The 20465-nt window shown below is 70.6% G+C and carries 21 protein-coding genes and 1 pseudogene; 12 read left to right on the plus strand and 10 right to left on the minus strand.

The window, feature by feature from the left end; genetic code table 11:
- From F6J84_RS03030 to F6J84_RS03045, 4 genes are all read left to right on the plus strand, one after another.
- A complete protein-coding gene (locus F6J84_RS03030; protein ID WP_150893005.1) occupies positions 1 to 465 on the plus strand; it encodes a nuclear transport factor 2 family protein in 465 nt (154 codons plus the stop codon).
- Positions 462 to 1232 carry an HpcH/HpaI aldolase family protein gene (locus F6J84_RS03035; protein WP_150971278.1) on the plus strand — a complete coding sequence of 257 codons (771 nt, stop codon included), beginning with the start codon at positions 462 to 464 and terminating at the stop codon, positions 1230 to 1232. Before F6J84_RS03030 ends, F6J84_RS03035 begins: the two co-directional genes overlap by 4 nt.
- Positions 1229 to 2842 carry a bifunctional 3-(3-hydroxy-phenyl)propionate/3-hydroxycinnamic acid hydroxylase MhpA gene (gene mhpA / locus F6J84_RS03040; protein WP_150971280.1) on the plus strand — a complete coding sequence of 538 codons (1614 nt, stop codon included), beginning with the start codon at positions 1229 to 1231 and terminating at the stop codon, positions 2840 to 2842. The genes F6J84_RS03035 and mhpA overlap by 4 nt, the downstream gene beginning before the upstream one ends.
- 101 nt (positions 2843 to 2943) lie before the next feature.
- The gene (locus tag F6J84_RS03045) at positions 2944 to 3561 is read left to right on the plus strand and encodes a DJ-1/PfpI family protein (RefSeq protein WP_150971282.1); all 618 of its coding nucleotides are present in this window, start codon (positions 2944 to 2946) and stop codon (positions 3559 to 3561) included.
- Positions 3562 to 3593: 32 nt separating this feature from the next.
- On the opposite strand, the pseudogene F6J84_RS15650 reads toward F6J84_RS03045, so the two are convergent.
- From F6J84_RS15650 to mftR, 3 genes and pseudogenes are all read right to left on the minus strand, one after another.
- Positions 3594 to 3770: pseudogene (locus F6J84_RS15650) on the minus strand (molecular chaperone TorD family protein); the annotation flags it as partial.
- Between the two features lie 366 nt (positions 3771 to 4136).
- A complete protein-coding gene (locus F6J84_RS03050; RefSeq protein WP_150971284.1) occupies positions 4137 to 5729 on the minus strand; it encodes a GMC family oxidoreductase N-terminal domain-containing protein in 1593 nt (530 codons plus the stop codon).
- The gene (mftR, locus tag F6J84_RS03055; RefSeq protein ID WP_150971285.1) at positions 5726 to 6370 is read right to left on the minus strand and encodes a mycofactocin system transcriptional regulator; all 645 of its coding nucleotides are present in this window, start codon (positions 6368 to 6370) and stop codon (positions 5726 to 5728) included. The genes F6J84_RS03050 and mftR overlap by 4 nt, the downstream gene beginning before the upstream one ends.
- A 119-nt stretch (positions 6371 to 6489) precedes the next feature.
- Here mftR and mftA point away from each other — a divergent pair, with 119 nt between their 5' ends.
- The 4 genes from mftA to mftE are packed head-to-tail and all read left to right on the plus strand — an operon-like array spanning position 6490 to position 8891.
- The gene (gene mftA, locus F6J84_RS03060) at positions 6490 to 6585 is read left to right on the plus strand and encodes a mycofactocin precursor MftA (RefSeq protein WP_150892994.1); all 96 of its coding nucleotides are present in this window, start codon (positions 6490 to 6492) and stop codon (positions 6583 to 6585) included.
- 17 nt (positions 6586 to 6602) lie between these two features.
- Positions 6603 to 6869 (plus strand): mycofactocin biosynthesis chaperone MftB, encoded by a 267-nt coding sequence (gene mftB / locus F6J84_RS03065; RefSeq protein WP_224785933.1) that lies wholly within the window; start codon positions 6603 to 6605, stop codon positions 6867 to 6869.
- Positions 6866 to 8125, plus strand: a complete 1260-nt coding sequence (gene mftC / locus F6J84_RS03070; protein ID WP_150971287.1) for a mycofactocin radical SAM maturase — start codon at positions 6866 to 6868, stop codon at positions 8123 to 8125. The genes mftB and mftC overlap by 4 nt, the downstream gene beginning before the upstream one ends.
- A complete protein-coding gene (gene mftE / locus F6J84_RS03075) occupies positions 8118 to 8891 on the plus strand; it encodes a mycofactocin biosynthesis peptidyl-dipeptidase MftE (RefSeq protein ID WP_238702576.1) in 774 nt (257 codons plus the stop codon). Before mftC ends, mftE begins: the two co-directional genes overlap by 8 nt.
- Here mftE and mftF read toward each other — a convergent pair.
- The 3 genes from mftF to F6J84_RS03090 form a co-directional block, all read right to left on the minus strand.
- A complete protein-coding gene (gene mftF, locus F6J84_RS03080; RefSeq protein ID WP_150971292.1) occupies positions 8835 to 10307 on the minus strand; it encodes a mycofactocin biosynthesis glycosyltransferase MftF in 1473 nt (490 codons plus the stop codon). The genes mftE and mftF overlap by 57 nt on opposite strands.
- A 17-nt stretch (positions 10308 to 10324) precedes the next feature.
- Complete coding sequence (gene mftD / locus F6J84_RS03085; protein WP_150971294.1) at positions 10325 to 11551, minus strand: pre-mycofactocin synthase MftD; 1227 nt, start codon at positions 11549 to 11551, stop codon at positions 10325 to 10327.
- 136 nt (positions 11552 to 11687) lie between these two features.
- A complete protein-coding gene (locus F6J84_RS03090; RefSeq protein WP_202980469.1) occupies positions 11688 to 12491 on the minus strand; it encodes an IclR family transcriptional regulator in 804 nt (267 codons plus the stop codon).
- A 212-nt stretch (positions 12492 to 12703) separates the two neighbouring features.
- Between F6J84_RS03090 and F6J84_RS03095 the strand changes: the two genes are divergently transcribed.
- Positions 12704 to 12943, plus strand: coding sequence for a hypothetical protein (locus F6J84_RS03095; protein ID WP_150892988.1), 240 nt, complete (start codon positions 12704 to 12706; stop codon positions 12941 to 12943).
- Between the two features lie 152 nt (positions 12944 to 13095).
- Here the strand turns inward: F6J84_RS03095 and F6J84_RS03100 are convergent, their stop codons facing one another.
- Genes F6J84_RS03100 through F6J84_RS03115 form a run of 4 tightly spaced genes read right to left on the minus strand, consistent with a single transcriptional unit; the run spans position 13096 to position 16358 of the window.
- On the minus strand, positions 13096 to 14007 hold the full coding sequence (locus tag F6J84_RS03100; protein WP_191621810.1) for an SDR family NAD(P)-dependent oxidoreductase: 912 nt from the start codon (positions 14005 to 14007) through the stop codon (positions 13096 to 13098).
- Between the two features lie 31 nt (positions 14008 to 14038).
- Entirely contained in the window at positions 14039 to 14944 is a 906-nt protein-coding gene (locus F6J84_RS03105; RefSeq protein WP_191905736.1) for an amidohydrolase family protein, read from the minus strand.
- Positions 14941 to 15612, minus strand: coding sequence for a 3-oxoacid CoA-transferase subunit B (locus F6J84_RS03110; protein WP_275094020.1), 672 nt, complete (start codon positions 15610 to 15612; stop codon positions 14941 to 14943). Before F6J84_RS03110 ends, F6J84_RS03105 begins: the two co-directional genes overlap by 4 nt.
- Positions 15609 to 16358 carry a CoA transferase subunit A gene (locus F6J84_RS03115; RefSeq protein WP_150971298.1) on the minus strand — a complete coding sequence of 250 codons (750 nt, stop codon included), beginning with the start codon at positions 16356 to 16358 and terminating at the stop codon, positions 15609 to 15611. The genes F6J84_RS03110 and F6J84_RS03115 overlap by 4 nt, the downstream gene beginning before the upstream one ends.
- Positions 16359 to 16636: 278 nt before the next feature.
- Between F6J84_RS03115 and F6J84_RS03120 the strand changes: the two genes are divergently transcribed.
- The 3 genes from F6J84_RS03120 to F6J84_RS03130 are packed head-to-tail and all read left to right on the plus strand — an operon-like array spanning position 16637 to position 20408.
- On the plus strand, positions 16637 to 17746 hold the full coding sequence (locus F6J84_RS03120) for an NDMA-dependent alcohol dehydrogenase (RefSeq protein WP_150971301.1): 1110 nt from the start codon (positions 16637 to 16639) through the stop codon (positions 17744 to 17746).
- A gap of 36 nt (positions 17747 to 17782) precedes the next feature.
- Positions 17783 to 19273, plus strand: coding sequence for an aldehyde dehydrogenase family protein (locus F6J84_RS03125; protein WP_150971303.1), 1491 nt, complete (start codon positions 17783 to 17785; stop codon positions 19271 to 19273).
- 13 nt (positions 19274 to 19286) lie between these two features.
- A complete protein-coding gene (locus F6J84_RS03130; RefSeq protein WP_150971305.1) occupies positions 19287 to 20408 on the plus strand; it encodes an NDMA-dependent alcohol dehydrogenase in 1122 nt (373 codons plus the stop codon).
- Positions 20409 to 20465: the final 57 nt, after the last annotated feature.

The raw sequence follows: 20465 nt of genomic DNA on the forward strand, positions 1-20465 counted from the left end.
ATGAGCGATTATCAGCCCGTCGACGTGATCACGCGTGTGGAGATCGAGCAGCTGATCTCGGAGATGCTCTACCGCCTCGACCACAACCAGGCCGACACCACGTGGGAGCTCTACACCGAGGACGGCGTCTCGGCCGGCCCGATGGGGGACATGGACCGCGAGGCGATGCGGGCCTGGGGCGCGAAGCGGGCCCAGCAGACCGACATCGTCGGCCGGCACATCATCGGGGGCATCCGGCTCGTCCAGGATGGCGACGAGGTGGAGGGCACCGTCCAGTACCTGACCTTCCGCGACGCGAACGACCCGCAGACGCAGCCCGCGTCGGTCGGCGAGTTCCGCGAGCGCTACCGCAAGGTCGACGGACAGTGGCGCTTCGCTCGCCGCGAGATCGTGCCGATCTTCGGTGGTCTCGCCGCCAAGGCCCACGCCGCACGCCTGGCCGCCGGCGAGGAGTCGGCGACATGAAAGCGTCCGCTCTCGGCGGCCCCCGTCCGGTTCTGTTCCACCAGGCGCTGCCGTCCTTCTCCGAATCGGAGTGGGCGGCCGCTGCCGGCTACGACGGCGTGATCCTGGATCTGCAGCACGGTGAGCTCGGACTCGAGACCGCCTGCATGATCCTGCGGTCGCTGCCGCGCGCGGGCGCGTACTCGTACGCCCGGGTCGGCGCCATCGACGCGGGCCCGATCCTGCGCCTGCTCGACAGCGGAGCGCGCGGCATCATCGCGCCCACCGTCGAGTCGCGCGAGCAGACCGAGGCGCTCGTGGCCGCCACGAAGTACCTGCCGGTCGGCAACCGCAGTATCGGCCCGTCGCGTCCGGGGCTGTACGTCGGTGACTCCTACCCGGATGCGGGGAACCTGGCCGTGTCGACGATCGCGCAGATCGAGACGCGCGTCGGCCTCGAACGCGCCGAGGAGATCGTCTCGACGCCGGGCCTCGACTCCATCTACATCGGCCCCGCCGACCTCGCCGCGTCCTACGGACTGCCGGCCCGGGGCGACTGGGAGGACGGACCGGTGCGCGACGCGATCGTGTACCTGCGCGAGCTGACGACGGCGCACGGCGTCACGCTCGGCATCTATTCCGGGCAGCCGGCCTACACGGCGGCCCTCTTCGCCGACGGCCTGGTCGACTACGCGGGCCTCGGTATCGATCTCGTCCTGCTGAACCGCTCGTTCCAGGACACCATCTCTGCGCTGGGATCGGCGCGATCCATTGGGAGTGATTCATGAGTACCACCACCGACGTTCTCATCATCGGCTCGGGGCCCGTCGGCCTCACCCTGGCGAACCTTCTGGGTCAGCAGGGCGTCGGTGTCCTGCTCGTGGAGCAGAACGACGAACTGATCGACTACCCGCGCGCGGTCGGCGTGGACGACGAGGCCCTGCGCGCCATGCAGACCGCCGCGATCGTCGACAAGGTGCTGCCGCACACCATCCCGGACCAGAAGATCTTCATGGTCAACGGGGATCGGGAGATCCTCTCCGAGATCAACCCGACGACGCGGGAGTTCGGCTGGCCGCGCCGCAACGGCTTCGTGCAGCCCCTGGTCGACCGTGTCCTGCTCGAGGGTCTCGACCGCTTCCCGAGCGTTCAGGTGCGCTTCGGGGCCGAGGTCGTGGATCTGGACGAGGAGACCGACTCCGTGGTGGCGACCCTCGCCGGGGGCGAAACCCTGCGTGCGCGCTACGTCGTCGCCGCCGAAGGCGGCGCGTCTCCGACGCGCAAGCGCCTGGGCATCTCGTTCGAGGGCGAGACCCGGCCGAGCGACGGCATCGTCATCGACGTCGCGAACGACCCGATCGGCACGCCGCACGCGGTCTTCGGCGGTGACCCGACGCGCAGCTACGCCACCATCGGGCTGCCGCACGGCATCCGCCGCTGGGAGTTCACGCTCCACGAGCACGAGGACCCCTCGGTGGTGGACGACGACGCGTTCATCTTCGAGCTGCTCGCCCCCCACGTGCCGGACCCGGCCGCGCTCGACATCATCCGTCGCCGGGTGTACCGGCACCACGCCCGCGTGGCCGGACGGTTCCGCGACGGGCGGATCTTCCTCGCCGGCGACGCCGCGCACGTCATGCCGGTCGTCGGCGGTCAGGGGTGGAACTCCGGCATCCGCGACGCGTTCAACCTCGGCTGGAAGCTCGCCGCGGTGGTGAACGGCCGTGCGACCGACGCGCTGCTCGACACCTACGAGGTGGAGCGCATGGGACACGTCGCGCAGATGGTCGCCGTGTCGCTCAGCATGGCGAAGGAGATGACCGACCACGACCCGGTCGCCGCCGCCGAGCGCGACCGGATCGCCGCCAACCGCACCCCGGAGGAGCGTGAGGCCCAGCGGCGCCAGGCCTTCAAGCCGCAGCCCAAGTTCGACGAGGGCGTGGTCGTCCACACCCCGCTGCCGACCTTCAAGACGGTGCCGGCCCGCGACGTGCCGCGACTGGCCGGGACGATCTTCCCGCAGCCGCAGGCCACCGATCGGGACGGCGTCCGGATGCTGCTCGACGACGCCACGGGGCAGGGCTGGCGCGTGCTCACCTGGAACAACGACCCGACGGCGTTCCTGTCGGCGGAGCACCTGGCCACGCTCGAGCGCCTGGACGCCCGGCTCGTGCAGGTGGTGCCGGAGGCGCAGCTGCCGTGGGCGCGCGAGAACGCCGCCGCCGGTGTCACGGTCGTCGGTGACCTCGGCGGCGACGACAGCCTGCAGGCCTGGTTCGATGCACGCCCGGTCGGCGCGGTCATCTTGCGCCCGGACCACGTGATCGCGGCGGAGTGCCTCACCCAGGAACTGGATGACGTGCTCGCTCGGGTGTTCAGCGCCGCCTCCATCGCCTGAGCGCACGAATCCCCCGGCATCGACTCGGTGCCGGGGGATTCGTTCGTCACGAGGCCTCGTGTGTCTCCCGCGCCCACCCGCGTCATGGATAGGGTCGGAGGATGACGCAGCAGCGCCGGGTGAGCGTCGTGCTCTTCGAGGACTTCGAGTTGCTGGACGTGTTCGGGCCGGTCGAACTCCTCAGCGGTGCGCCCGACCTCTTCGCGATCGAGTACCTCGCCCCGCAGGCGGGACCGGTCCGGAGCTCCCAGGGGCTCGAGGTACTCGCTCCCACCGGATACGACGACGCGGCCCAGGCCGACATCATCCTCATCCCGGGTGGCCCCGGTACCCGGGTGCTGGTCGGGCAGGACCTGTTCCTGCGATGGCTGGCGGATTTCGGGGGCTCGGCGCAGATCGTCACGTCGGTATGCACCGGTGCCGCGGTCCTCGCCGCGGCCGGACTGCTCGACGGATACCGTGCCACGTCGAACAAGCGGGCGTTCCACTGGGTCGTGACGCAGGGGTCCGAGGTGGAGTGGGTGCCGGAGGCGCGCTGGGTCGAGGACCGCAACCGGTGGACGTCCTCGGGCGTGGCTGCCGGCATGGACATGACGGCCGCCCTGATCCGGCGACTGTGTGGATCCGAGGTCGCCACAGCCCTCGCGGCGGCGGCCGAGCTCGAGGTGCACGACGACCCCGCCTGGGATCCGTTCGCCCGACTGTACGGCCTGGTGTGATCAGGGCGATCACTTCGCCATGACGGCCGCTCCGGGGCATACTGCGCGAACTCCGGCACGAGCGGCAGATGATCCGGCAGCTCACCCGTGGTGGCCAGTTCGATCCCCTGCTCGCGGTATCGGCGCTTGAGGTCCGCCAGCACTTTTCTGCGCCGGCGGGTGTCGCCGTCGGTCCAGTAGGAGCGGTAGAGCGCGTGCCGCCTGGACATGTCGTCCGGAATGGGGAGGATCGGCGGATGCAGAAGGCCCGCGCCGGGCGACGTACCCCCATACGTCGCTCGGCGCGAGCCGGGGAGCTGAGTTCGGGTCTCTGCTCCGGTTCTCTCGGGACCGCGTCGGTACGACGACCCCCACAAGTCGTACCGACACGGGCCAGGGGCGGAGCTCGAGTCCCTGCCCCCTTGCCGGTCCCACCGGTTCGGTCCTGTCGGGCCGTCGTGCGGAACGTTCTCAGTCTGGGACCCGGAGCGCAACGCAATCCCCGGCGTATCGGCAACGAAAGCGCAAGATTCGCGCAAGATCGGCGCAAGAGACGCTCACGTGGCCTTCGGATGCGCCGGACTGGGATAGGGAGGTCAGGCTTCCGAGCGCATCAGTTCCGCGATCCGTTCACCCACCAGGACCGCGGAGGCGAACGGGCCGCGGCTCGGCACGGTCGGCAGGATGGAGGTGTCCGCCACCCGCAGCCCGGGCACGCCGTGGACCCGGCCGTGCGCATCGACCACCTCGCCGAGCGGGGCCGTGCCGCACATGTGGATCGCGGTTCCCAGGTGGGCGCGCATCCAGGTGTCGAGGGCGTCGTCGTCGCCGAGGACGGTGTCGTCGAGTTCGGTCAGCCGGTCGAACACCCCGGAGAAGGCTTCCGCGCGGAGGAGCGCGGCGGCGGTGCGGATGCCGTGCCGCATCCGGGCGCGATCGGACTCCAGCTCGAGGTAGCGGTAGTCGATCCGCGGCGGGTGCAGCGGGTCGGCCGACTCCAGCGAAACGGAACCACGTCCCTCCGGCGCCTGCAGTCCCACGATCAGCTGAAGGTCGTCGAGGTGCGCGAGCTGTTCGGCGGCGCGCCGGGAGGAGACGCCCACGAGGGAGCGGATGGTGCGGATCGGGTGTCTCAGCGCATGCCGGAGGCCCGCGGCCCGGGCGTGCGTGGACCCGGTGAGCAGGTAGCCGAGCGGCTTGACCGACAGCAGGATCTCGAGGTCGCCGTCGGGATGCCGGCCGGTCCCGGAGTCGAGGTTGAGCGCCGTCGGGAACGCGAACCCCTCGGCCGGGTCGAACACGGGGCGGCGTGCGCGCCACCCCACGGCGATGTCGGGATGGTCGCTGAACTCCTCGCCCACCGGGAGATCGGCCACCAGCGGTATCCCGAGCGCCCGCAGCCGTGCGGCGGATCCGATACCGGAGACGAGGAGCAGGTGCGCGGAACCGATGGCGCCCGCCGCGAGCACCACCTCGTCGCCGAGGACCGGCCCGGCCGTGGTGCGGACACCCACGGCCCTGCCCTCCTCCACGATGACGGAGAGCACCCGGGTGTCGCCGCGCAGATCGATCCGCGCCCGAACGGCGGCGTCGAGGTACGCCATCGCGGTGTTCACGCGCCGGCCGGCGACGATGTTGGCGGGGACGGGCCCCACACCAGCCGTGCCGACAGCGTTCTTGTCCGGTTCAGCGGGATACCCGAGCTCCGCAGCCGCCGCGGTGAAGGCACGTACCGCGCGGTTACGCTGCGGGGGCCTCCGGATCGGCATCGGGCCGGTCGTGCCGTGGATCCGCTCATCGGGATGGTCCGCATCCGACTCCATCGCCCGCATCGCCGGCAGCAGCGCGTCGTACGACCACTCCGGCCCGGCCGCACGGGCCCACGACGCGCAGTCGGCGGGCCGCGGGCGGACGAAGTACGCGCCGTTGAGGGCGCTGGACCCGCCCAGGATCCGCCCGCGTGCGATCGTGTACGGCAGATCCGGGGTGAGGTGGCCGAGGTGGGACCAGTTCGCGGGGTGTCCGGGCATCGCCCCCTGGACGGTGCCGGCGTCGAGCAGATCCGGCGGCGTCGGGGACTCCGCATCCCCGGCTTCGAGCAGGATGACGGACCGCTTCGGATCCGCGCTCAGCCGCGCGGCGAGGGGGACGCCCGACGCGCCGCCGCCCACGACGATCGTCCGGATCATCCCTGAGGTCCCGGATGCGGATCCGCGTGCGCCGCCCCGTCCGCCAGGACGGCGGCGAGGTCGTCGAACGCGGCGCTGAGGCAGTCGACGAGCTCCAGGTCGTCCCGGGTGAGCCACTGCTCGTAGGCGGCCAGGCAAACCCCGAGGCAGGCCCACGCGGTCGTCCGCGGCTCCAGGTCCTCCGGCGTCTGCCCGGTCCGGGCTGCGACGAACTCGGCCACGACCCGCCGCCACGCCGCGTAGCGCAGGGTGGAGTGCGCGAGCAGCGCGGGGACGGTCAGCAGCAGGCGCATCCGCTCGCGATGGTGGACCAGCTCGGCCGAGGGAAAGGTGTTGAAGGCCAGGATGGCTGAGCGCAGGGCGATGATGAGGGGGAGCTCTCGCGGAGTCGCCGCCAGCCGCGCCCGCATCTGTCCGAGCATGCCGTCGAAATCCCCCCAGGGCAGGTCGTTCTTGGAGGGGTAGTAGCGGAACAGGGTCCGTCGGCCGACCCCGGAGACGGCGGCGATGTCGTCCATCGTCGTCTCCTCGAAGCCGCGCTCGACGAACAGTTCGATGGCCACGTGGCTGAGGTGGCCGTGCGTCGTCGCCCGGGCGCGACCGGGCGCGCGACCGGCGATCGGCGCGGTCGGTACGGACATGCGGACCACCTTGTCTTCCGTGAGGCCGAAGACGGCCTTCCGAATAGGCACTGAGTGTCACTAATATCGCGACCAGCGCCTCGGCGCCAGTGCCGTCCACCCACTCGAAGGAGAGAACCATGGACCCTCAGCAGAATGCCGCATCCCCCGCCGTCGTGGTCGAGGATTCCCTCGTGGAGGAAGTCTCGATCGACGGCATGTGCGGCGTCTACTAGACCGCCGCGGAGAGATCGTGAACCCCGACGCACCCTGGCGCCTGCACCCGCAGGTCTCGGTGCGACCCGAGCCGTTCGGTGCGCTCCTGTACCACTTCGGCACCCGCAAGCTGTCGTTCTTGAAGGATCGCGCGCTGCTGGATGCCGTGGAGGCGCTGGAGAGCGCACCTTCGGCGCGGGCGGCGCTGAGCGACGCCGGCATCCCGCCGGAGCGCCACGAGACGTACTTGAGCGCTTTGCAGACCCTCGTCGAGTCCCAGATGCTGGAGGAACGGGCCGCATGACCATGGAGCTGACCGTCGAATCGCCGGTGACCACCCGCCCCAAGCGGCTGGTCGACCACTTCGAGAGCGGCCTGGACGCTCCCATCTGCCTGACGTGGGAGCTCACGTACGCGTGCAACCTCTCCTGCGTGCACTGTCTGTCCAGTTCGGGCAGGCGTGATCCCCGAGAGCTCAGCACCGACGAGTGCAAGGCGATCATCGACGAGCTCGAGCGCATGCAGGTGTTCTATGTGAACATCGGCGGGGGTGAGCCCACCGTCCGTTCGGACTTCTGGGAACTGCTGGATTACGCCACCGCGCATCATGTCGGGGTGAAGTTCTCGACCAACGGGGTCAAGATCACGCCCGAGATCGCCGCGAAGCTCGCGGCCAACGACTACGTCGACGTGCAGATCTCCCTCGACGGAGCGACCGCCGAGGTCAACGACGCGATCCGCGGCGGACGGTCGTACGACACGGCGCTGCGCGCGATGCAGAACCTGTCCGACGCGGGGATGACCAACTTCAAGCTGTCGGTCGTGTGCACCCGCACCAACATCCCCCAGCTGGACGAGTTCAAGGAGATCGCGGACCGGTACGGGGCCCAGCTCCGGCTCACCCGGCTGCGCCCCTCCGGACGCGGCGCCGACGTGTGGGACGAACTGCATCCGACCGCCGAGCAACAGCGGGAGCTGTACGACTGGCTCATCGCGAACGGCGACAACGTCCTCACCGGCGACTCCTTCTTCCACCTCTCCGCCTACGGTGCGGCACTGCCCGGGCTGAACCTCTGCGGTGCCGGGCGCGTGGTCTGCCTCATCGATCCGGTCGGAGACGTCTACGCCTGCCCGTTCGCCATCCACGACGAGTTCCTGGCCGGCAACGTCCGGGCGCCGGGCGGCTTCACCCACGTGTGGCGCGAATCGGAGCTGTTCCAGAACCTGCGCAAGCCCCAGTCCGGTGGGGCGTGCTCGTCCTGCCAGTTCTTCGACACCTGCAAGGGCGGATGCATGGCGGCCAAGTTCTTCACCGGGCTGCCCTTGGACGGACCGGACCCGGAGTGCGTCCGCGGGTTCGGCGAGGAGATGCTCAAGGACAAGGCGAAGCTCACCCCGCGTGTACCCTCCGGGGACCACTCCCACCGCACGAGCCCGCCGGTCCGGTCCGGTCAGGGCCCCGTCCGGGTGACGATCTCGCGCAAGGGGGATGTGCCGCGCCAGCCGGTGCACGCGTGCGCGGAGGATCCCCTCACCGGTTTCGCACCCCGGGGTGCCTGACCCCCGGGAGCGCGGCACGGCGCCGGGCCTGCTCGCCGACCGTACCTGGCGGACGGCGGGCAGGCCCGTGCTGATCGTGCCGGTCGGGTCGACCGAGCAGCACGGTCCGCACCTGCCGCTGGACACCGACACCGTGATCGCGCGGGCGGTGGCCGGAGCGCTCGCCGACCGCATCCGGGAGTCGGGGACGGATGCGGTCGTCACCGCGCCGGTCGCCTTCGGTGCGAGCGGCGAGCACCAGGCCTTCCCCGGGACGTTGTCCATCGGCACCGACGTGCTCGCGACCGTCCTGGTGGAGCTCGGGCGTTCGGCGACGGAATGGCTCGAGCGCATCGTGTTCGTCAACGGTCACGGAGGGAACGTCGAGGCGCTGCATCGTGCCGTGCCGCAGCTGCGGCGGGAGGGACGGGACGCGTCCTGGCTGGCCTGCTCCGCCCCGTCGAGCGCGTCACCCCGCGACACCCACGCCGGGTTCTTCGAGACCGCCGTGATGATGCACCTGCAACCCGACCGGGTGGACCATGGCCGGTTGGAGTGCGGGTCGACGCGGCCCCTCGCGGAGATCCTGCCCGAGCTGCGCTCCGGCGGGGTCGCGGCCGTATCCGCCAACGGGGTCCTCGGCGACCCCCGCACGGCGACCCCCGCGGCAGGGGAGCGACTGTTCGCCGAACTGACGGCGCACGTCTGGCGTGTGTACCGGGACGGCGAGTCAGGGTCGGGGGGCCGGCTGGTCCTGGACGACGCGGCGCGGGGCGCGGCGACGTGACCGGTCCGCATCGGCGGACGAGGTGACGGCGGGCAGCAGCGCCCGGATGCTGCGCCCGCGCAAGGCCCCCTCCCAGACGCCCCAGCCGTAGGCGAGGTCGTCCAGGCGGCGGGCGACGGCGAAGCGCACCGGGTCGAGTCTCGGACGGAGCCGGAAGAACTCCCAGACCGAGTCGACGACCGCGGCAATGGCGAGCAGTCGTCGCGCGCGACGGGAGAGGAATGCTGCGGCGACGGCGGCGGGCCACCAGTGCCGCACCAGCAGGGCGATGCCCTGTGTGCCGGTCGCGACGAGACTCGTGCCGGTGAGCCGGAGCGAGAGCAGCCACGGCCGGCGGACGTGCCCCAGCTTGCGGGCGATCCGCACGACCACCCCGGCGACGACGAGCGCCGCCGCGGCGGCCGCCCAGCGGCGTTGCAGGGCCGCCAGGATCAGCAGCGCCACACCCCACCAGGGCAGGACCGCCGGCGCGATGTCCTCGGGATGGCGCTGCCCGAGGGGGTGCGCGCCGGTCCCGTAGAACCGCTTGCGACCCAGCCACGTCCCGGTCGTCGATCGTGGTTCGTGCCGGACCACCGCGGCCGGTTCGAAGCGCACGCGCCATCCGTCCTCCACGAGGCGCCAGACGATGTCCACGTCCTCGCCGACCCGCATCGAGGGGTCGAAGCCCGTGCCGAGGGCGGCCACGCGGCCGACGAGAGCCGTGCTGGAAACCCAGGTCACCGGACTCCGCGGCCGGACGCTGGCGGCGTCGCCGCCCAGATCCAGCGAGGAGCGCGCGTCCTCGTAGCGCGTGATCCAGGTGGGTGCCGCCACGTCGGTGGACAGGACGCGTGGCGCCGCCAGGGCGAGCCTCGGATCCGCGAAGTGGCGCAGCAGCAGGCCGATCGCGTCCGGTTCCACCACCACGTCCGAGTCGATGAAGGCGACGAACTCGGTGCGTACGCGGGCGAGACCGGTGTTGCGGGCCACCGCCGGTCCGGCGTTGACGTCCAGACGCAGGAGGTCGACGCCGTGCGCCCGCGCGGCGGCCGCGATCCCCTCCGCATCCTCGGAGCCGTCGTCCACGACGATGACGCCACCGAGCCCGTCCGGGAGGCTCGCCAGCAGACGCGAGAGCGGCTCCGGTCGGTCCTTGACCGGGATCACCACGGTGACCCCGTCCAGCGGGAGGGCCGGCAGGGAACCGACGACCGGCTCGGCGAGCCCGGCGCTGAGCAGGTGCTCGGCGAGCCGTCGGCTGGTCGGATCGGACACCCTGAGGTCTCGTCCGCGCAGGAGACCCGCGGCGGCCGGGACGAGCCGGGCGACCCGCGTGGGGGCGCCGCCGACCAGGACGCGGCCGTCGTCGATCACCCGGGTGCGACGGGCGAGCCGGACGGTCGACCCGTCCGGCAGCCCGGGCGCAGCGGTCATCCTCGTCCCGCCGGCGGTCAGACCAGCTCCGGCGCGCTCGCCGCAGCCCGGGCCGGAGCGATGGCGGAGCCGGAGCCCCCGAACTCGCGGGTGAATCCCTCGGGGATCCAGAGGTCGTCGCGATTGAGCTCCCGCGCCGAGGAGTGACCGAGGCCGAGGACGGCGGAGTCCAGACCCCCGCGGAGGATGTCGAGCACGTTCTCCACACCGGCCTGACCGTTCGCGGCCAGCCCCCAGAGGTAGCCGCGCCCGATGAGGACCGCGCGTGCGCCGAGTGCGAGGGCCTTCGCGACGTCTCCGCCTCGGCGGATACCGCCGTCCAGCAGCACTTCGATCTGGTCGCCCACGGCGTCCGCGATCGCCGGCAGCATCCGGATCGCCGCCGGGGTCGAGTCGAGGTTGTTGCCGCCGTGGTTGGAGACCGAGATCGCGGTGACGCCGGCGTCGACCGCGCGGCGGGCGTCGTCCAGACGGGACACTCCCTTGAGGAGGAACGGCCCGCCCCATTCCTCGCGGAGCCAGGCGATGTCCTCCCAGGTGGGCAGGGGGGTCCCCATCCACTCGCCGTAAGCGCCGAAGAACGTGGGCGCGGGTTCGCCCGCGGCCGACAGGTTCGGCGTGGTGAGGTCGGGGACGCGGCCGGTCTTGGCGAAGCTCCACAACCAGCCGGGGCGACGAAGCGCCTGCGGGGCGAACCGCGCCGCCGTCTTCAGGTCGAGCCGGTCCGGGATCCACGGGCTGCCCCAGTCGCGGCCGTTGGAGAAGGTCCAGTCGAGCGTCGCGATGATGCCCTTCGCCCCCGCTGCGCGGGCGCGGTCCAAGCGGCGCTTCATGACCTCGCGCGTGCCCATCCAGTACACCTGGTAGAACGTGTTCTCGTTCGCCGCGACCACGTCCTCCACCGGCTTGCTGGCGAAGGAGCTGAGGCTCATGATCGTGCCGCGCGCGGCCGCGGCGCGGGCCACCGCGACCTCGCCCTCGGGGTGGACCGCCTGCACGCCGGTGGGCGAGATGATCACCGGCAGCGAGATGTCGATCCCCATCACGCTGGTGCTGTGGTCGCGCTGGCCCGACAGGCCGGCGACATGGGGTGCGAAGCCGAGTTCGGCGAACGCCGCGAGGTTGTCCTCATAGGTGACCCCGCGCTCGGAGCCGGCCAGCAGCGCCCCGTAGACGGACGCCGGCAAGCGCTTCTTCGCGCGGCGCTGTGCCTCCGCGATCGTTTCGAACCATCCACCGCTCATGCAATCGACCTCCTCGTCAGGGTGCATCCCTGAGGGAGCTTAGTGACACCGAGTGCCACTGCGATGAGGTCTTTCACCGGACGGAACGAAGACGTCGGCCGGACCCGCGTGGGTCCGGCCGACGTCTTCGGTGCGGCTATGCGGCGGTGTTGGGGCGGCCGATCGCGGACGGCGCCCCGAGCCCGCGCGAGATCGCCCGCGCCGTCGCCGTCAGTGCGGGCAGCAGGGCGGTCGGCGACGCGGTGTTGGTGGGGACCGTGACACCGAGGGCCGCGACCAGCCGGTCACGCGGCCCGCGGACCGGGACGGCGACGGCGATCGCGTCGACCGTGATCGAGTCCTCGACGACCGCGATGCCGGTGCGGCGCACCTGCGCGAGCGTGCGGCGCAACTCGTCGGCATCCGTGATGGTCTTCGGCGTGAACCTCTTCAGCGTGGAGGAGAGCACGGCCTCCTGGAGATCGGGGCCGGAGAAGGCCAGGAGCACGAGTCCGGTTCCGGTCGCGTGCAGCGGCCAGCGTCCGCCGAGACGGCTCAGCACGCGCGCCCCGTTGCGTGCCCGGAGGGATTCCACGTAGACGACGTCGTGGCCGTCGCGGACGGCCAGGTGCACATTGGCGTTCGTCGCGGCCTGCAGGTCGCCGAGGAGGGGGAGCGCGACGTCCCGGAGCTTCAGACCCTGCGGCTCGAGGCACCCCAGCTCGAGGATCCGCATCCCGATCGCGTACTTGCCGTCGGCGGAGCGCTCCAACGCGCCCCACTCGCGCAGTTCGCCCACGAGCCGGTGGGTCGTGCTGAGACTCAGGCCGACGCGGCGACTGATCTCGCTGAGAGTGAGCACGATGTGCTCCTGATCGAATGCCTCGAGGACCGCCAGCACGCGCTGTGCGGCGGTCATGGGCGCCGTCCGCGCCGTTGTCGTCATCTGGGTCAGGGTCATCGTCGATCGACCTCCATGCTGTGTTCTCATCGTCGGACAGCTCTGTCCGACGTCCGGTCCCGGGGGGACGCGTCCTTCCGTGAGCTGGAAGGGGTCGCTTCCGAGTGTGGGTCGAAAACCCTCTCGAGAGGCGCCGGCTTCCGGCAGGTGGAAGAACTCGTCGCGAGCCTATCGGAGGAGTCCTACTGTCGATCAAAACGAGAGGAGCGGCTATGCCGACGGATGAGACTCAACTGGCGGGTATGCAGGCCAGCCTCGCGGCGGACGACTACCACCTCGATTACGAACTGCAGGGCCAGGACGCGGTCGTGAAGATCTCGGCCGGCCCGGACGCCTGCGCGGAGTGCCTCGTGCCGAAGCCCCTGATGCGGGCGATGCTCGCCCCGATGCTCGGGGTCGACGCGGAGCGGATCGCGCTGGACTACCCGGTCGACGTCCACGCCGGGGAGTAGACCCGCCGGACGTGTCGGCTCGACCTGCGTCTTGTTCGCAGGATCGCACCGAGGCCGCAGACCTGCCCGCAATCGTGCGACGTACGTCCGATTCTGCGACGCAACGTGAGACCGCCCCGAGGACGAGCTCCCCGGGGCGGTCTCACGTGCGCTCAGACCGTACGCGTGAGCACGGGTGGCTGCAGCCGGTTCTCCTCCGCGTAGACCGGGGAGGAGAGCAGGAACGGGATGGCGGCCTTGCGTGCCTCGTCGATCGGCTCGTCCGGGAACGCCGCCTCGATCGTGGCGTGCCGCTCGATCACACCCGCCCGGAACTCGGGATGCGTGAGGATGAACAGATCGCCCCGCCGGAGCCCCGCGAGCACCCGCTCGCCGGCTTCCTCGGCCGTCATGTACGGCTGCGCGCGGGCGAACTCGGCGAACGACGGATCGGGTGCCGTGTAGCCCGACTCCCCGTACTGCTCGGGACGCGCGGCGACCGCGGTGGCGATGTTGCTGTGGACGGGCCCGGGGCAGTACACGGACACGCCGACGCCGGCGGGCTTCAGCTCGATGTGCAGCGCCTCCGAGAGCCCGATCACCGCGGCCTTGGTCATCGAGTAGAGCCCGGCGACGATGGGCATGAGGCCCGCCATCGAGGACGTGTTCACGATGTGCCCGCCGTCCCCGTTCTCGAGGATCTTCGGCAGGAAGGCCTGGATGCCGTTGCCGACCCCCCTGATGTTGACGTCGATCACCCAGTCCCAGTCCGTCGGCAGGGCGGACGCGACCGGGCCGGTCAGCCCGATCCCGGCGTTGTTGACCAGCACGTCCACCCGGCCGAAACGGGCCTGCACCTCGTCGGCGGCCGCGCGCATCGCGGACAGGTCGGTCACGTCCACCTGCATCGGGTGGACCTCCAGCCCCTCCGCGGCGAACGATTCGACCGTCTCGGCCAGATGCTCGGGACGGCGGCCGGTGACGACCACGCGCATCCCGGCCCGGGCGAAGGCGAGGGCGATCCCGCGGCCGATGCCGCTGGAACCACCCGTGATCACGGCTACTCTGCCGTCGACATCCTGCATGGGTTCCTCCTCGTGGCGCAGCGCGCCGTGGTCAGCTCGCGTCGGCGGTGCCGCGCAGTCCGAACAGCCGTGCCGCATTCTCCTTCAGGATGAGCGGTCGCACCTCGGGCTTCAGCTCCAGACGTTCGAAGTCCCGCATCCAGCGCTCCGGTGTGATGACCGGGAAGTCCGAGCCGAAGAGCATCTTGTCCTTCAGCAGGGTGTTCGCGTACTGCACGAGCTGAGGCGGGAAGTACTTGGGGGACCACCCGGAGAGGTCGATGTAGACGCGCGGCTTGTGCGTGGCGACGGACAGCGCCTCGTCCTGCCAGGGGAAGGACGGGTGGGCGATGATGATGTCCATCCCGGGGAAGTCCACCGCGACGTCGTCGAGGTGCAGCGGGTTGGCGTACTTCAATCGGACGCCGCCGCCGCCCGGGGTGCCGGCGCCCACGCCGGTCTGACCGCTGTGGAACAGCGCGACCAGGCCGTGCTCCTCGATGAGCTCGTACAGCGGGTAGGCGAGCCGGTCGTTCGGGTAGAACGCCTGCACGCTGGGATGGAACTTGAAGCCGCGTACCCCGTGGTCCTCGATGAGCCGGCGGGCCATCTCGACGCCGGCCTTGCCGCGCGCCGGATCCACGCTCGCGAACGGGATGAGCACGTCGCGGTGCTCGGCGGAGAGCTCGGCGATCTCCAGGTTCCCGGGGACCGGGTCCTCGCCGGACTGGGAGATGCTGTCCACGGTGAAGACGACCGCGGCCATCTTCCGCTCGCGGTAGTAGGCGGCCAGCTCGGGGACGCTGTAGTGCGGCATCGTGCCGATGCCGAAGTACTGGCCCATGTCGTCGTTGCCGGCGCCATCGTGCGCCGTCTCGTGCACCGAGCGATGCGCGTGCGTGTGCACATCGATCGCGACGATCTCGTCGACGTCGATCCCGGAGGCCTGGCCGGTCATCGGGAGAGCTCCACGGTGAAGTCCGCGGTCGTGCGTGCGCGGATGTCGTCCACCGTGACCCCGTCGGCGCACTCGGTCAGCACCAGTGCGCCGTCCTCGACGCGGAAGTTCGCCAGGTCGGTGTACACCCGCGTCACGACACCGGTGCCGGTGAGCGGGAACGTGCACTCCGGCACGATCTTCGGGCGCCCCTGGCGGTCCACGTGCTCCATGCACACCCAGACCTCCCGGGTGCCGGCGACCAGATCCATCGCGCCGCCCACCGCGGGGTTCCTGCCCGGCACGTACCAGTTGGCGAGGTCGCCGCCGGCGGAGACCTGCAGCGCGCCCAGGATCGTGACGTCGAGGTGGCCGCCGCGGATGATGGCGAACGAGGTCGCCGAGTCGACGATGGCCGCGCCCGGGATGAGGCTGGCGGGCTGCTTCCCCGCATCCGTCAGGTCGGGGTCCTCGTTGCCCTCCCCGGGGTGCGGGCCCATGCCCAGTACGCCGTTCTCGGACTGCAGGAACACCTCCACGCCCTCGGGGATGTGGTGGGGCACGAGCAACGGGATCCCGACGCCCAGGTTGACGGTGTACCCGTCGACGAGGTCCGCGGCGACCCGCCGGGCGATCTCGTCACGGGTGCGGCCGGCGAGGGCCGGGGGAGCGGAGTCGGCGATGGTCAACGGGGACCTCCCTGGATCGTCGCCGGATCGGCGGGTATCGGTGCGGCGGTCATGACCACGTGGTCGATGAACACGCCGGGGATGTGGACGTCGTCGGCGCCGAGCTCGTCGACCTCGACGAGCTGCTCGACCTCCGCGAAGGTGGTCCGGCCGCACATCGCCGCCGGAGGGTTGAAGTTGCGGGCGGAGAGGTGGAATCGCAGGTTCCCCTTGCGGTCCCCCTTCTGCGCCTTGACGAGACTGTAGTCGGCGAAGATGCCGTACTCGAGCACGTGTTCGCGCCCGTTGAACACCCGTGTCTCCTTCGCGGGCACGTGCTCGCGGACCCCGTCGGGACCGTAGGAGAGCGGGAAGCTCCCGTCGGCGAGCATCGTGCCCGCCCCGGACGGCGCGAAGAAGGCCGCGATGCCGGCGCCGCCGGCCCGCATCCGCTCGGCCAACGCGCCCTGCGGGACGAGTTCGAGTTCGACCTTCCCGGCGAAGTAGTCGTCGTAGAAGTGCTGCAGGATCGGGAACGATCCCGTGAAGCGGCGCACCCGCCCCTCGGCGATGAGCCGGCCCACGCCGGTGAAGTCGTCGCCCACGTTGTTGACGTACACGTGCAGGTCGCGCTTGTCCAGATCGCACAGGCCGTTCAGCAGTGCGTCCGGACGGCCGGAGCTGCCGAAGCCGCCGATCGCGATCGTCGACCCCGACGGGATGACGTCGAGCTCGGCCAGGAGATCGTCTCGGAACTTGTCAATCACGAGAATCCTTCGGTGATCGGGACAGGGACGTCGACAGTTAAGCGGCAGCCCCGCGGGCGCAGGACGCCACCTTCCGCTGCACAGAAGGCCGAAGCGCCGAGGATCGGCGACCGCCCCCGCGGCGGGGAGATTGTCTTCCGCAAGACGAAAGCCCGGTGGTCTGGCGGCCCCGCCCGGCCCACGGTGGAGTCAGTCGTGGGGTCGGTGCTCACCGGTGGCGATACCGCAAAGGTGCGGCCGAACCGTCCCCTCAAAAAGCCATCACCGAAAGAGGTCACATGAGTATGACCACCCGCGCGGTCGTGTGCCGCGCACCCGGCCAGCCCTGGGAAGTCACCGAGCTCGAACTCGACGAGCCCCGTGCCAACGAGGTCCGCATCAAGTTCTACGCCGCCGGGATGTGCCATTCCGACGACCACATCCAGAAGGGCGACGCCGCCATGCGGATGCCCGTGGTGGGCGGTCACGAAGGCGCGGGCGTGGTCGACGCGATCGGCGAGGGCGTGACCCGGGTCCGGGTCGGCGACCACGTGGTGTGTTCCTTCATCCCCGCCTGCGGGTCCTGCCGGTACTGTTCCACCGGTCGCCAGAACCTCTGCGACGCCGGCAAGAACGCGTCCACCGGGGAGTTCCCCGACGGCACCTTCCGCTTCCACCAGGACGGTGTGGACTTCGGTGGCCTCTGCGTGCTCGGCACCTTCTCGCAGTATTCGGTCGTCTCGGAGTACTCGGTCATCCCGATCCCCGATGACATCCCGTTCGAGGTCGCGGCCCTGGTCGGCTGCGCCGTCCCCACCGGATGGGGGACCGCGGTGCACGCCGCCGGCGTCCGCGCCGGGCAGACCGTGGTGATCTACGGTGCCGGCGGTGTCGGCAGCAACGCCGTGCAGGGTGCGGCATACGCCGGTGCGCAGCGCGTCGTGGTCGTCGACCCGGTCGAGTTCAAGCGGGACATGGCGAAGGTGTTCGGCGCCACCCACACGTTCGCGACGGCTGAGGAGGCCAGCGAGTTCGTGATCGACGCCACCTGGGGCGAACTCGCCGACCACGCGATCATCACGGTCGGCTCGCTCCACGACAAGGTCATCCACGACGCGATCAGCATCGTCGGGAAGACCGGACAGGTCACCATCACCGCGGTCGGCAACGGCCGGCTCGAGGAGAACCCCGGGATGCTGATCGGCTACCAGCGTCGTGTGCAGGGGGCCATCTACGGAGGAAGCAACCCGCTGTACGACGTGCCGCGCCTGCTGAGCCTCTACAAGACGGGGCACCTCAAGCTCGACGAGCTCATCACCAACCGATACACGCTCGACCAGGTCAACGAGGGCTATCAGGACATGCTGGACGGAAAGAACATCCGCGGCGTCGTCCTCATCGATCACTGACCCCGGACCGTTCCCCTCTTCGAAGGAGCAGAGACCATGACTATCGCGTCCGACAACCCCTCCACCATCCAGAGCGACCTGCTCGTCGACGGCGCCCAGCTGATCGGCGGAGAGTGGGTCCCCGCAACGTCCGGTGAGACCATCGACGTCCTCAACCCGGCGAACCGCCAATTGCTCGCCCGCATCCCCCGAGGTACCGCGGAGGACGTGGAACTCGCCGTCCAGGCCGCGGAGAAGGCCCTCCCGGCCTGGCGCGACCTCGACGCCACCAGCCGCGGCCGGCTGCTGTTCCGCTGGGCGGACCTGATCGAGCAGCGCGCCGCGGAGATCGACGAGATCGAGCGCCAGGAGGTCGGCCGACCCAGCTGGGGCCCGCTCGGCACCCCCGGACAGTTGCGATTCATCGCGGGGCAGGCCGACAAGGTCCAGGGGATCTCGTTGCCCACCTACTCGCCGGAGACGCTCGGTTTCACCCTGCGTGAGCCGTACGGCGTCGTCGGCGGCATCATCCCCTGGAACGCCCCGGGGCCGATGTTCGTCACCGAGGTGGGCGCCGCGATCGCGGCGGGGAACACCATGGTCATGAAGCCGGCGGAGGACGCGCCGCTCACCCCGCTCGCGCTGGCGAAGCTGGCACTCGAGGCCGGCATCCCGGCGGGTGTCATCAACGTCGTCACCGGGTACGGGCATGAGGCGGGAGCCGCGGTTCCCGCGCACCCGCGCATCCGCCGGATGGGCTTCACCGGCTCCCCGCAGACCGGCGCGCTGGTCATGGAAGCGTGTGCCCGCAACCTCACCCCTCTGCACCTGGAGCTCGGCGGCAAGTCGCCGCAGGTGGTCTTCGCGGATGCGAACCTGGATGCGGCCGTCCCGGCGATGGTCTCCGGGATCACGCTGAACACCGGGCAGGTCTGCGCAGCAGGGTCCCGCGTCGTCGTGATGCGCAGCATCCACGCCGAACTGGTGGACCGGCTCGCGGCGCAGATGGAGAAGGTGACGGTCGGCCCCTGGCACCAGCCCGTGAACATGGGACCGCTGATCAACCAGAAGCAGCACGAGCGGGTGCTGGAGTACATCGAGATCGGTCGCGCCGCCGGCGCCGACGTCGTCACCGGCGGTGGCGTTCCGCAGGGCAGCGACTACGGGAACGGGTTCTTCGTCCAGCCGACCCTGTTCGACAAGGTCGACCCGGGCATGCGGATCGCCCGCGAGGAGATCTTCGGCCCGGTGCTCTCGGTGATCCCGGTCGACGACGAGGCCGAGGCGATCGAGGTCGCCAACGGCACCGACTACGGTCTGGTGGCCTCCGTGTGGACCCGCGACGTGGGCACCGCCGTCCGGATGAGCCGGCGACTGCAGGCGGGCCAGGTGGGAATCAACAACGCCCTGGGCGCCGGCGTCATCGGCGGTCCGTTCGGCGGGTTCAAGAGCAGCGGGTTCGGCCGGACCATGGGTGCCGACTCGGTACTCGAATGGACGCAGGTCAAGACGGTGTCGATGCGCGACGCCGCACTCCCCAGGCGCTGAGAGGAACACGTCTATGGCAACCATCACCACTCGCGCGGCGATCGCCCGGGAACCCCACCAGGAGTGGGAGATCACCGACCTTCAGCTCGACGACCCGAAGGAGCACGAGGTCCGGATCAAGTTCGCCGCATCCGGGCTCTGCCACTCGGACCACCACATCACCGAGGGCGACGCGCCCGTGCGGTTCCCGATCGTCGGCGGCCATGAGGGATCCGGGATCGTGGAGTCGGTCGGACCGAACGTGCGCCGGGTGAAGCCGGGGGACCGCGTCGTCTGCTCGTACATCCCCGCCTGCGGCGCCTGTCGGCCCTGTTCCACGGGACACCAGAACATGTGCGTCAAGGGCCTCAACGCCGGCACCGGCATGTTCCTGGACGGCACCTTCCGCTTCCACAAGGACGGTGAGGACTTCGGCGGGTTCTGCTCGCTGGGTACCTTCTCCCAGTACGCCGTCGTCTCGGAGTGGGCTGTCGTGCCGCTCCCCGACGACATCCCGTTCGAGGTCGGTTCCCTCGTCGGGTGCGGTGTCCCGACCGGCTGGGGCTCGGCGGTCTACGCCGCGGGCGTCCGCGCCGGTGACACGGTCGTCGTCTTCGGGGCCGGCGGAGTCGGCAGCAACGCCGTGCAGGGCGCCCGTTACGCGGGAGCCAAGAACGTCGTCGTCGTCGACCCGGTGGAGTTCAAGCGCGAGAGCGCGAAGACCTTCGGCGCCACCGAGGCGTTCGCCACCGCCGCCGAAGCGCACGAGTTCGTCGCCGAGACCACCTGGGGTCAGTTGGCCGACCACGTGATCATGACGCCCAACGCCGTGACGGAGGAGATGGTCAACTCCGGGGTCATGATGACTGGCAAGGGCGGGAAGGTCACGATCACCGCGGTCGGCCACATCGCGGAGAAGGCCGTGCACGTGCACGGCGGCGCGCTCATCGGCTACCAGCGTCAGATCCGGGGCGCTCTGTTCGGGGACTGCAACCCGCTCTCGGACATCCCGAAGCTGCTCGGCCTGTACCGTGCGGGGGACCTGAAGATCGACGAACTGATCACGCGGACGTACGCGCTCGATGAGGTCAACCAGGCCTACCGCGACCTCACCGAGGGGCGGAACATCCGAGGCGTGATCGTCCACGACATCTGACCCGGTGACCTGTGCGGCGCCGTCCCCGGACGGCGCCGCACAGGTGTCCGTCCCGAG

This window comes from Microbacterium caowuchunii (assembly GCF_008727755.1).
Taxonomy (GTDB): Bacteria; Actinomycetota; Actinomycetes; order Actinomycetales; family Microbacteriaceae; genus Microbacterium; species Microbacterium caowuchunii.